This window comes from Roseovarius pacificus, from assembly GCF_900142665.1.
Classification (GTDB): Bacteria; Pseudomonadota; Alphaproteobacteria; order Rhodobacterales; family Rhodobacteraceae; genus Roseovarius; species Roseovarius pacificus.
This window is the reverse complement of record NZ_FRBR01000007.1, coordinates 156,481-168,215: the sequence shown is the minus strand read 5'-3', so window position 1 is coordinate 168,215 and position 11,735 is coordinate 156,481. Positions and strand designations below refer to the sequence as shown.

The following is an 11,735-nucleotide window of genomic DNA, read 5'->3' as shown; positions in this document are numbered from 1 at the left end:
GCCCCTACTTTTTCCAACGTTTGAAAAACCGGGGATTGCGCTCGACGAATTCGTCGATCAACTGCTGCACCCCGCCCCGCGCCTGCCCCTTGAGATAGGCAAACCCAGACGCCGCCCCGATCATAGCGCCGATCATGTCGACGATCAGATCGCCCATCGTATCCATCAGGCCGGATTTTTGCATGTTCATGCCGAATGTCTGATCCATGCCGAATTCGAATATCTCCCACAGAACGCCGATGGTCATGGCAAAACAAAAGGCGAAAAAGGCCACCGCAATCGGTGGCGCGGCAAAACGGTCGCCCTGGAACATGATGAACATCAGAACAAATCCGATCAGGCCGAACCCCACAGCCGAACTGGCATGCATCGCCATGTCCCACCACCAAAGACGTTCATAGAAATCAAAGACTTCTCCCAGAAACAGTGTCCCGGCCACGAATATCACAAGCGCGGCGATGAAACTGGGCGGCACACGGATGTCGGCCCATCTCGCGACGAACAGCGGCGCCACCGACAGGGCCAGCGTGGCCAGGGCGACAAAGGCCAGTTCGAGCTGCCATTCGACCAAAGCCCACAGCGCCACGACCAACAATGCGCCCCAGATAATACGTGCCAGCCATGTCTGTTCGGAAAACACGAGGTGACAATCCCGCTATAAATGCCTTTATATGAGCCCATGAAGGCATCTGCGCTCAGAATTGCAACCTACAACCTTCAGAAATGCGTCGGGCTGGACCTGCGCCGCAGGCCGGACCGCAGCCTGCGCGTTATCAATGCCCTGGCGGCCGATATTGTTGTATTGCAGGAGGTCGATAAACGCCTGCCACCCCGGCCTGCTGCCCTCCCGCACGACATGATAGAAGAAGATGGCTGGAGCATTCTGCCCTTTGGTGCGCCGGGCGGATCGCTCGGCTGGCATGGTAACGCGATGCTGGTGCGCGGAGAGGCGCAGGTGCTTGAAACCGCTCACATGGAGCTGCCGGGGCTGGAGCCGCGCGGCGCAATCCGCGCTGATCTGAACACCTCCATCGGCCCATTGCGTGTCATCGGCGTGCATCTGGGGCTTGTTCGCCGATACCGGTTGCTGCAACTGGGTACGATCTGTCGCGCGTTACGGCAACTACCCGAAATGCCTACGGTTTTTGCCGGAGATTTCAACGAATGGGGCAAGGGCATGGCATTGGACGCCGCCATCAAGCGGGTCAGCTTCCTGCCCATGCACGCCTCGTTTCCCGCGCCGCGCCCTGTTGCTTCGCTGGATCGTATCGCGCTCAGCCCCGAACTGACGGCCACGGCAATGGGCGTGCATAGCCACCAGCCGGCGCATATCGCCTCGGACCACCTGCCCGTCTGGGCCGATCTTACGCGGTCCAGCGAAAAAGACCCGCGCCCCTGAAGGCGCGGGCCATGTATCTGACCAATCAGGCGGCTTTCTTGCGCGGCCCACTACGGTGGCGCCTGCGTGGCCCGCCTTGCGATTTGCCTGGCTGAGCGCCACCGCCTTTGCCCCGGCGCGGGCCGCCACGGCCCTTGGGTTTGGCATTGGGGTCTGGCAAATCGGCCCACGGACGCCCCGACGCCACGGGAATGGAAATCCCCATAACCTTCTGGATGTCTTTCAATTCGCCCATCTCGTCGGGCGCACAAAAGGCCACGGCGGCCCCGTCACGGCCCGCGCGCGCAGTCCGCCCGATCCGGTGGACATAGTTTTCGGCCACGTTCGGAAGGTCGAAATTGTAGACGTGTTTCACATCGGGGATATCCAGCCCCCGCGCGGCCACATCGGTGGCCACCAACACCCGGACCTCACCCGCGCGAAAGGCCTTGAGCGCGCGATCACGCTGGCCCTGGCTTTTGTTGCCATGAATGGCCGCCACGGCAAATCCCGCCGCCTCCAGCCGCTTGGCCAGCTTGTCCGAACCATGTTTGGTGCGCCCGAACACCAGCGCCAGTTCGTCGCGATGCCCGTCCAGAAGTTCGATCAGCAGGTTGGGCTTTTCCGACTTGGCGATGAAATGCACCGCCTGTGTGATCTTGTCGGCGGCCTTGCCCGGCGGGCTGACCTGCACGCGTTTGGGATGGGTCAGATAGCTGGCGGCGATTTCTTCCATCTGCTTGGGCATGGTGGCCGAAAACAGCATCGTCTGACGTTCGTCCGGCAACAGCCCCGCGATCTTGCGCAGCGCATGAATAAAGCCCAGGTCAAGCATCTGGTCGGCCTCGTCCAGCACCAGAAACTGCGTGGCGTCGAGGTTCAGCGCACGACGGTCCAGCAAATCCAGCAAACGCCCCGGCGTGGCCACCAGCACATCGGTACCGCGCTCAAGCCGTTTGATCTGGGCATTGATCGACGCGCCGCCGACAACCAGCCCCACTTTGATCGGCGTATCCTTGACCAGCGGCACCAGCGTGTCGCGAATCTGCCCCGCCAGTTCGCGCGTGGGGGCAAGGATCAGGCTGCGCACGGATTTCGGCGCGGGTTTGCCACGCACCTCCATCAGTTGCGCCAGCAAAGGCAGGCCAAAGGCCGCCGTCTTGCCCGTCCCCGTCTGCGCCAATCCCATGACGTCATCACCGTCCAACGCAAAGGGAATCGCGCGCTCCTGAATGGGGGTCGGTTCGGTAATGCCCATCTGCGCCAGCTTTTTCACCAGCGGGCCGGGCAGGCCCATTTCCTGAAACAGGTTCATATATATCCTTTCGGGCATGGCGTTGTGCACATGCCACAACCGCCCTTTCGAGGCGGACAAATCGTGGTGTCACCAAGGCCCATGCCCGGCCTCGTGCCGGACATCGCCCTGATGGTTCGGACCCACGCGTGATTTTGGGAACACTCCGCGATGTTTCATGGTGGGCATGCCCTGAGGCGGCCCGACTGCTCACGCGGCAGGAAACATCGGTTGACATGCACATGCGCCCGCTACAGCCCAAAGTCAAGCGCGGCGCGGAAAACGGCTGGATTCATTTTCGCGATGCAGCTATCCAACACCCCGATGACGACAAGGGGGCAGTCATGTCCGAAACCATTACCGAGCGTTGCGAGGCCAAGGGCCTGCGCATGACCGGCCAGCGCCGCATCATCGCCTCGGTTCTGGAAACCTCCGAGGACCACCCCGATGTCGAAGAGCTTTATGCCCGCGCCTCGGCCCGCGATCCGCGCATCTCGATCGCCACGGTCTATCGCACCGTCAAGCTGTTCGAAGAGGCCGGAATCCTTGAAAAGCTGGAATTCGGCGACGGACGGGCCCGCTATGAGGACGCTGAACGCGACCACCACGATCACCTGATCGATATGCACTCGGGCGAGGTGATCGAATTCGTCGACCCCGAGATCGAGGCGCTTCAGGAAAAGATCGCGGAAAAACTTGGCTATCGCCTCAAGGGGCATCGGCTGGAACTCTACGGCGTCCCGATCAAGAAATAACCTGACGTCCCTGATCACCTGCCTTCCCCGGCTTGCCAAGACGCAGCGGCAGGCATAGGCAGGCAATAACGCGAACGATCCCCCGAGGACAGACAATGGAAAACCTGCGCGGCAGTGCGCTGATGGTGCTGGCCATGGCTGGCTTTGCACTGGAAGACATGTTCGTCAAACGCCTGTCACAAGATCTGCCTGTGGGGCAGATCCTCGTTCTGTTGGGATTGGGCGGCGCGCTGATCTTTGGCGCCGCTGCCCTGGCGCGCGGTCATCGCCTGTTTTCCCGCGATCTGTTCTGCGCCCCGGTTATGCTGCGCAATCTGGGCGAGTTGATCGGCACCATTGGCTTTGTCACGGCCATCGCCCTGACACCTCTTTCCTCGGCCTCGGCCATCCTTCAGGCCACACCGCTTGCTGTCACGCTTGGGGCAGCGCTGTTTCTGGGCGAGGATGTCGGCTGGCGCAGGTGGAGCGCGATTCTGGTGGGCTTTGCCGGGGTTCTGATGGTGCTCCGCCCCGGTCTGGCCGGGTTCCAGCCCGCTTCGCTGTTCGCTGTGCAGGCGGTGATCGGGCTGGCCATGCGCGATCTGGCCACGCGTGCCGTGCCACGCCACGTCACCTCGATGCAGATTTCCAGCTATGGGTTCGCCACGGTTGTTCCCGCCGGCCTGCTGATGATGTGGCTGACGGGCGATGCCGCAACCCCAAGCGCCACCAACTGGCGCGACATGGCGTTTGCGCTGGTTCTGGGTGTTGCGGCCTATTATGCAATCGTCGCGGCGATGCGTATCGGCGAAGTGTCCTTTGTGACTCCGTTTCGCTATTCGCGGCTTGTGTTTGCCCTGATCATTGCCGTTACCCTGTTCGACGAACAGCCCGACGCTCTGACGCTGATCGGTGCAACGGTGATCATCGCCTCCGGCCTTTACACGCTCTTTCGCGAACGCCGGCTGCGCCGCCGCGCCCGACGTGCCTGACCCCGATCTGCGCCACGCAAGCACAGTTGTATTCCGCGCCAGAATTGGTATGGCAAGCGCAACCGTTTTCATCCTGAGGGACAGCTTATGAGCATCATCATCGACATTCACGCACGCGAAATCCTGGACAGCCGCGGCAACCCCACGGTCGAGGTCGACGTGATCCTCGAAGACGGCACCATGGGCCGGGCCGCCGTGCCCTCGGGCGCATCCACCGGCGCGCATGAGGCTGTCGAGAAACGTGACGGCGACAAGGGCCGCTACATGGGCAAGGGCGTCCTCGAGGCCGTGGCAGCCGTGAATGGCGAGATCGCCGAGGAACTGGTCGGCATGGACGCCACCGGGCAGGTCGAAATCGACATGGCGATGATCGAACTGGACGGCACCCCCAACAAGGGTCGCCTTGGCGCCAACGCCATCCTTGGCGTATCGCTGGCCGTGGCCAGGGCGGCTGCGGATTTCACCACACAGCCCCTGTTCCGCTATGTCGGCGGCACCTCGGCCCGCGTTCTGCCGGTGCCGATGATGAACATCATCAATGGCGGCGAACACGCCGACAACCCGATCGACATTCAGGAATTCATGATCATGCCCGTCAGCGCCGGCAATATCCGCGACGCGGTGCGCATGGGCTCGGAAGTGTTCCACACTCTGAAAAAGGAACTGACCGCCAAGGGGCTGTCCACCGGCCTTGGCGACGAAGGCGGTTTCGCTCCTGATCTCGCCTCGACGCGCGACGCGCTGGACCTCATCCTGGCCTCCATCGAAAAGGCCGGGTACAAGCCGGGCGAAGACATTTACCTGGCCCTCGACTGCGCGGCGACGGAATACTACAAAAATGGAAAGTATGAGCTTTCCGGCGAAGGAAAGAGCCTGACAAGCGCCGAGAATGTCGAATACCTGAAATCTCTCTGCGACGATTACCCGATCATCTCGATCGAGGACGGCATGTCGGAAGACGACTGGGACGGCTGGGTGGCCCTCACCGAAGCGCTTGGCGACAAGGTGCAACTGGTGGGCGATGACCTGTTCGTGACGAACCCCGCCCGTCTGGCCGATGGGATCGCGCGCGGCGCGGCGAACTCGATGCTGGTCAAGGTCAACCAGATCGGCAGCCTGACCGAAACGCTCAAGGCCGTGGACATGGCACATCGCGCGCGCATGACCAACGTGATGTCGCACCGCTCGGGCGAGACCGAGGACGCCACCATCGCCGATCTGGCCGTGGCCACCAACTGCGGGCAGATCAAGACCGGCAGCCTGGCCCGTTCGGACCGTCTGGCGAAATACAATCAGCTGATCCGCATCGAGGAAACCCTTGGCGACACCGCCGAATACGCGGGCCGTTCGATCCTCAAGTAATCGACCTTCCGCCCGCATCTTGATCCCGATCAACGCAGGATGCGGGCAGATTTACTAACTTGACTACATTCAGTGCCAATTCCGGCCAAATTGATACGAGGCAAGCATGTCAAAATTTATGAAACTCCTCGCGATTCTGCTCGCACCCGCCTTGATCGCGTCCTGCGCCAACGACGACACCTATCCCATCAGCGGCGAGGAATGCGCGCCCGGCGATCCTGTACAGGATATGGATGCCGCAGAACTGGATTGTGTGCCCCCAGCAGGGTAAGGCGCGACAGCCGACTCAGCAATCACTCCATGTGCTGGCGCACAAAGGCGACAAGGGCGCGGGTCGAACCATCCTTTCCCGCGCCATCGGAGTCACCGCTCAGGACCGGCTCCAGTTGGGTGGCCAGAACCTTGCCCAGTTCGACACCCCATTGATCGAACGAGTTGATCCCCAGGATCGCCCCTTCGACAAAAACCCGGTGCTCGTAAAGCGCGATGATCTGGCCCAGACGGCGAGGCGTCAGCCGGTCATAGATCAGCGTGGTCGAAGGCCGGTTCCCCGGAAACACCCGATGCGCGGCCTGCCGCTCCAACTCGTCGCCCTCGAATCCGGCCTTTGCCATCAAGTCACGCGCCTGATCCATCGAACGCCCGCACATCAGCGCCTCGGATTGCGCCAGGCAATTGGCCACCAACAGGCGGTGATGATGCGCCAGATGCGGCTCATGCCCCTTGGCGGCCACCATGAATTCGCAAGGCACCACCTGCGTGCCCTGATGGATCAACTGATAGAATGCATGTTGCCCGTTGGTTCCCGGCTCCCCCCAGACCACCGGACCGGACACACCATCCAGCGGCAGGCCATCCATCGTCACCCGCTTGCCGTTCGATTCCATCTCCAGCTGTTGAAAATAGGCAGGCAAACGCGCCAGACGCTGATCATAGGGCAAGACCGCCCGCGTGGGATAGCCGCACACCTGATGATGCCACAGCCCCGCCAAGGCCAGCAGAACCGGCAGGTTCCGGGCCAACGGAGCCTCGCGAAAATGCGCATCCATCGCCGCCGCACCGCCCAGGAAGGCACGGAAATCCTCCGCTCCGATGGCGATCATCAGTGGCAGGCCGATCGGCCCCCACATGGAATAGCGCCCGCCGACCCAATCCCCGAACCCAAACACGCGCTCGGGCGGGATGCCGAAGGCCGCCGTCTTGTCTTCGGCAGTCGAAACGGCCACGAACTGCGCCGCCGGATCGGAAACCGCTTCGGCCATCCAGGCACGGGCGGTTTCGGCATTGGTCATGGTCTCCACGGTCGTGAAAGACTTCGACGCCACGACGATCAGCGTCGTGGCCGGGTCCAGCCCCGCCAGCGTGTCGGCAATATCGGCCCCGTCCACATTCGATACGAAATGACAGCGCGGGCCGTCATGATAAGGCCTCAGGGCCAGCGTACCCATCTCGGGCCCCAGATGAGATCCGCCGATCCCGATATTCACCACATCGGTGATCGCCCCGCCCTGCCCTTTGACACGCCCACCGCGCACATCCTCTGCAAAGGCTTCCATCCGCCCCAGCGTATCGCGGACCTCGGGCATCACGTCATGCCCTTCGATCAGAACCGGGGCACCGTCGAGGTTGCGCAACGCGATATGCAACACCGCGCGCCCCTCGGTTTCGTTGATCTCCTGCCCTGCGAACATCGCATCGCGACGTGCCGCCACGCCTCGCGTTTCCGCCAGGTCGATCAGCGCGGCACGCACCTCATCGGTGATCAGCGTTTTCGAATAATCCAGCAAAATCCCGTCAAACCGGGCGGAAAATCCCTCCGCCCGCGTATCGTCCTGCGCGAACAGATCGACAATATCCTGCCCGGCCAATTCGGCGGCTATATCCTTGAGCCTCTCAAACATCCCTGCCTCTTAAGCCGTCCAATGCACCACCATGTCGTTCAGTACGGCCCGCACCGGAGCCTCGGCCCGCGTCATGCTTTGCGCCCGCTCCAACGCCGCACGCTTGGCACGACCGGTGATCAACAGGTGCTTGGCCATTGCATCGTTCAGAACATGCGCCGACAGGGTGATCCGCGGTTCGGGCTGGTCGGGCGTGCGCATACTGACCAGCACAGGCGCGCGATCCGATAACGCCAGGTCCAGATTATCTCCCTTGGGAAAAAGCGAAGCCGTATGCATATCCGACCCCATTCCCAGCAACAGCACGGAAATGGGCAGACGCGGCGCGATGGTGGCCTCCAGCTCGGCCAGCACCGCATCCGGGTCCGCCGCCTTGACACAAAGCGGCAGGTAACACGCCGCGGCGGCACGTCCCACCAACAGGCGCTCGCGAATCATCCGCGTGTTCGAGCGCACATGAACCTCGGGCACCCATCGCTCATCGCTCAACATCACATCAACCCGGCTCCAGTCGAGGTTGGCGTCGCACAACGCATCGAAAACCGGACCCGGACTGGTACCCCCCGGCACCACGAACAACACGCGGTCCTGTTGATTGAGCGCCGATTTCAACTCTCCGGCCAGAACGTTGGCCAGGTCGATGGCCAGCATTTCCTCGTCGGCATATTCAAGCAGTTTCATGCCCTGATCTCCCTCCAGCGACGACCATCGCGGTGCATCAGCATCAGCGCATCATCCGGTCCTGCACTTCCCGACGCATAAGGGATCGGTGCCTCGCCGCGTTCTTCCCAGCCCTCAATGATCGGATCGGTCCAGCTCCAGGCCTCTTCCACCTCGTCGCCGCGCATGAACAGCGTCTGATTCCCCCGGATCACATCCATGATCAGGCGTTCATACGCATCGGGAAAATCCGCGCTGTCCGGGCCAAGCGCCTCGGCAAAGGTCATATCCAGCGGCACGTCGATCAACCGCATGCCGCCCGGCCCCGGCTCCTTGATGGTCACGCCCAGTTCGATCCCCTCATTGGGTTGCAGTCGAATGGTCAGGATATTGCGGTGCCGCCCGGCCTGCACCCCGAAAATCGAATGCGGCGCATCCTTGAACACCACCGCGATCTCGCTGGCGCGGGCCTTCAGGCGTTTGCCGGTCCGCAGGTAGAACGGCGTTCCAGCCCACCGCCAATTGCTGATATGCGCCCGGATCGCCACGAAACTTTCGGTCGTGCTGTCCGGCGCCTCGACCTCGTCGCGATAACCGGGGGCGCCATCATCGGCCTGATACTGGCCGCGCACCACGCAATCCGGTTCCACCGGATCGAGCGCTCGGATCACCTTGAGTTTTTCATCGCGCACCGCGTCGGGATCGAACTTGGCCGGTGGCTCCATCGCGATGAGGCACAGCAATTGCATCAGGTGGTTCTGCATCATATCCCGCATCGCACCCGCTCGGTCGTAGTATTCGCCGCGTCCGCCGACACCGACGCTTTCGGCCACGGTGATCTGAATGTGATCCACGTACTGACTGTTCCAAAGCGGCTCGAACAGCATATTGCCGAACCGTACCGCCATCAGGTTCTGAACGGTTTCCTTCCCCAGGTAATGGTCGATCCGGTAAATCTGTCGCTCTTCGAAATGCTGCGCCAGAACCCGGTTCAGATCGCGCGCACTGGCCAAATCGCGGCCAAAGGGCTTTTCCACCACGATCCGGCTATCCGCATCGGACATACCATAGGTATGCAATCTCTGCGCCAGATCGCCGAACAGGCCGGGCCCGACCGAGAAATAATAGGCCCGTACCCGGTCTTTCTGCACCAATGCGGCCAGTTTGTCCCACCCCGCATCGCCCCTTGCGTCCAGAATGACATAGCTCACCCGTTCCAGAAAGGCACTCAGGTGATCGCGGTTCTGCGTGGCGTCGGGGTCGAACTCGGCAATCGCATCCGAGACAAAGGCACGATAGCCCGCCTCGTCCAGGTCGCTGCGGGCCGCGCCGATCACCCGTGAACTGCCCCCCATCTGGCCCGCGCAATAACGGCGAAACAATGCCGGCAGAATCTTGCGCCGCGCCAGATCACCGGTGCCGCCGAACACGATCAGATCGAAAGGTTCGACCGGGATGACTCGCGAAACCATCAAAACCCTCCTGCCGCCTGTCTCAGGCGAAATGTTAGCGTTAACAAACCCTCAGACCAAGCCGTCTAAACGCAGTTTGAAACAGAGTCTACCATGCCCCCCCGCGTTCACAATGGTGTCAGTCACGATATAGCGTCTTTCTTTCGCAACACCCGGCCGTTACCCAATTCGGACAAAGATAACGGAAGAGACGATGAAAGACGCCAGCCCGCTCGACGCCAACAGCGGCAAGTTTCAAAATCCCTCGACAACCGCCGACGGCCAGACGCGCGCCACCGTAGCCCTGTCCCGGCCCGAAACCCTGTGGTTCAACACCGGTACGCTGTGCAACATCACCTGCGCGAATTGCTATATCGAAAGTTCGCCCACAAATGACCGGCTGGTCTATATCACGGCTGACGAAGTGCGCGATTATCTCGACCAGATCGCGACGCGCGGCTGGCCCATCCAGGAGATCGGCTTTACCGGCGGCGAACCTTTCATGAATCCGCAGATGGTCGACATGGCGCGCGCCGCACTGGAGCGCGGCTATCGCGTACTGATCCTGACCAACGCCATGCGTCCGATGATGCGCAACACCGTCCGGCAGGGTCTGCTGGACCTGGCCCGACACTGGCGCGATCAATTGACCCTGCGCATCTCGGTCGATCACTGGTCGCAAGAGCTGCACGACAAGGAACGCGGCGAAGGCGCATTTGCAAAAACGCTCGAGGGCATGACGTGGCTGCGCGACAATAACCTGCGCATGACCGTCGCCGGGCGCACCGTCTGGGGCGAAACCGAGGCCGCCGCGCGCGACGGCTACGCCCGCTTTTACACCACCCACGCATTCGACATAGATGCATACGATCCCGGCCACACCGTTCTCTTCCCCGAGATGGACGAAGCCGTCGAAGTTCCGGAGATCACTACCGCATGCTGGGGTATCCTTGGAAAATCGCCCGACGATGTGATGTGCGCCTCCTCCCGCATGGTGGTCAAACGCCGTGGTGCCGCCCGTCCCACGGTTCTGGCCTGCACGCTCCTGCCCTATGCGCCTGAATTCGAACTTGGCGAAACACTGGAGCAGGCCGAGCGCGACGTGGCCCTCAACCACCCCCATTGCGCCAAGTTCTGTGTTCTTGGCGGGGCGAGTTGTTCGGCCTGATCCACTGCTTGCCCCGGCACGGCCACTGCCCCATATATCGTGAATGATCCGCTTCACGCCTATCCTGCTGGCCATTCTCTATGCCGTCGTCATGTACCGGTTTTCGGTCTGGCGCACCCGGCGCGAACTTGACGCCCGCTCGACCGAACTGGCCGATCCCCGGCTCAAGGGCATGACCGAACGGCTGGCCCGTGCGCTGGACCTGCCGCGTATCCGTGTGAATATCTACGAAATCGACCCGGTGAACGGCCTTGCCGCACCCGACGGACGGATTTTCATCACCCGTGGATTCTATCGCAAGTTCCAGCAAGGCGAGGTGACAGCCGAGGAACTGGCCAGCGTCATCGCCCACGAACTGGGCCATGTCGCCCTTGGCCATTCGCGCCGCCGGATGATCGATTTTTCCGGTCAGAACGCCCTTCGCACCGCGCTCGCCATGATCCTGTCGCGCTTTCTGCCGGGGATCGGCGTCTGGATCGCCAATGGTCTGACCTCGCTTCTGGCCGCCCGTCTGTCGCGTGGCGACGAATACGAGGCAGATGAATATGCCGCCGCTCTGCTGACAAAGGCCGGCATTGGCACCGGGGCGCAGAAATCGCTTTTCCGCAAGCTCGAAGCCCTTACACAAGCACGCGCAGGTGCCGCACCCGCATGGCTGATGAGCCACCCCAAAACCGAAGAACGCATCGCCGCCATCGAAAAACTCGAAACCAAATGGCGCGTGGAAGGCTGAAAGACGGCCTTCCGTCGTTCCGCAGATACGCCGGGCAAGTCATCGCTCGCGGCGACGAGGGC

Annotated in this window: 12 protein-coding genes; 7 read left to right on the top strand and 5 right to left on the bottom strand. The window is 61.9% G+C overall.

The window, feature by feature from the left end:
* Positions 1-4: 4 nt before the first annotated feature.
* Positions 5-640 (bottom strand): hypothetical protein, encoded by a 636-nt coding sequence (locus BUB53_RS13375; RefSeq protein WP_073035269.1) that lies wholly within the window; start codon positions 638-640, stop codon positions 5-7.
* A gap of 39 nt (positions 641-679) precedes the next feature.
* On the opposite strand from BUB53_RS13375, the gene BUB53_RS13370 reads away from it, so the two are divergent.
* The gene (locus BUB53_RS13370; protein WP_084729130.1) at positions 680-1,399 is read left to right on the top strand and encodes an endonuclease/exonuclease/phosphatase family protein; all 720 of its coding nucleotides are present in this window, start codon (positions 680-682) and stop codon (positions 1,397-1,399) included.
* 25 nt (positions 1,400-1,424) lie between these two features.
* Here BUB53_RS13370 and BUB53_RS13365 read toward each other — a convergent pair whose 3' ends face one another.
* On the bottom strand, positions 1,425-2,693 hold the full coding sequence (locus tag BUB53_RS13365) for a DEAD/DEAH box helicase (RefSeq protein ID WP_073035312.1): 1,269 nt from the start codon (positions 2,691-2,693) through the stop codon (positions 1,425-1,427).
* A 323-nt stretch (positions 2,694-3,016) separates the two neighbouring features.
* Between BUB53_RS13365 and BUB53_RS13360 the strand changes: the two genes are divergently transcribed.
* The 4 genes from BUB53_RS13360 (at position 3,017) to BUB53_RS22780 (ending at position 6,031) form a co-directional block, all read left to right on the top strand.
* A complete protein-coding gene (locus BUB53_RS13360) occupies positions 3,017-3,427 on the top strand; it encodes a Fur family transcriptional regulator (RefSeq protein WP_073035311.1) in 411 nt (136 codons plus the stop codon).
* Between the two features lie 95 nt (positions 3,428-3,522).
* Complete coding sequence (locus BUB53_RS13355; RefSeq protein WP_073035267.1) at positions 3,523-4,398, top strand: DMT family transporter; 876 nt, start codon at positions 3,523-3,525, stop codon at positions 4,396-4,398.
* Between the two features lie 87 nt (positions 4,399-4,485).
* Entirely contained in the window at positions 4,486-5,760 is a 1,275-nt protein-coding gene (eno, locus tag BUB53_RS13350) for a phosphopyruvate hydratase (RefSeq protein WP_073035266.1), read from the top strand.
* Positions 5,761-5,866: 106 nt separating this feature from the next.
* Entirely contained in the window at positions 5,867-6,031 is a 165-nt protein-coding gene (locus BUB53_RS22780) for a hypothetical protein (protein WP_159437831.1), read from the top strand.
* Positions 6,032-6,053: 22 nt separating this feature from the next.
* Here the strand turns inward: BUB53_RS22780 and pgi are convergent, their stop codons facing one another.
* From pgi to zwf, 3 genes are read right to left on the bottom strand one after another with little or no spacing between them, the layout of a single operon-like run.
* Positions 6,054-7,661 carry a glucose-6-phosphate isomerase gene (gene pgi, locus BUB53_RS13345; RefSeq protein ID WP_073035265.1) on the bottom strand — a complete coding sequence of 536 codons (1,608 nt, stop codon included), beginning with the start codon at positions 7,659-7,661 and terminating at the stop codon, positions 6,054-6,056.
* 9 nt (positions 7,662-7,670) lie between these two features.
* Entirely contained in the window at positions 7,671-8,342 is a 672-nt protein-coding gene (gene pgl / locus BUB53_RS13340) for a 6-phosphogluconolactonase (protein WP_073035264.1), read from the bottom strand.
* Positions 8,339-9,793 (bottom strand): glucose-6-phosphate dehydrogenase, encoded by a 1,455-nt coding sequence (zwf, locus tag BUB53_RS13335; protein ID WP_073035263.1) that lies wholly within the window; start codon positions 9,791-9,793, stop codon positions 8,339-8,341. Before zwf ends, pgl begins: the two co-directional genes overlap by 4 nt.
* Before the next feature lie 193 nt (positions 9,794-9,986).
* Here zwf and BUB53_RS13330 point away from each other — a divergent pair, with 193 nt between their 5' ends.
* Positions 9,987-10,940 (top strand): radical SAM protein, encoded by a 954-nt coding sequence (locus tag BUB53_RS13330; protein ID WP_073035262.1) that lies wholly within the window; start codon positions 9,987-9,989, stop codon positions 10,938-10,940.
* A 43-nt stretch (positions 10,941-10,983) separates the two neighbouring features.
* Positions 10,984-11,673 carry a M48 family metallopeptidase gene (locus BUB53_RS13325; RefSeq protein WP_073035261.1) on the top strand — a complete coding sequence of 230 codons (690 nt, stop codon included), beginning with the start codon at positions 10,984-10,986 and terminating at the stop codon, positions 11,671-11,673.
* The last annotated feature ends 62 nt before the right edge of the window (positions 11,674-11,735 follow it).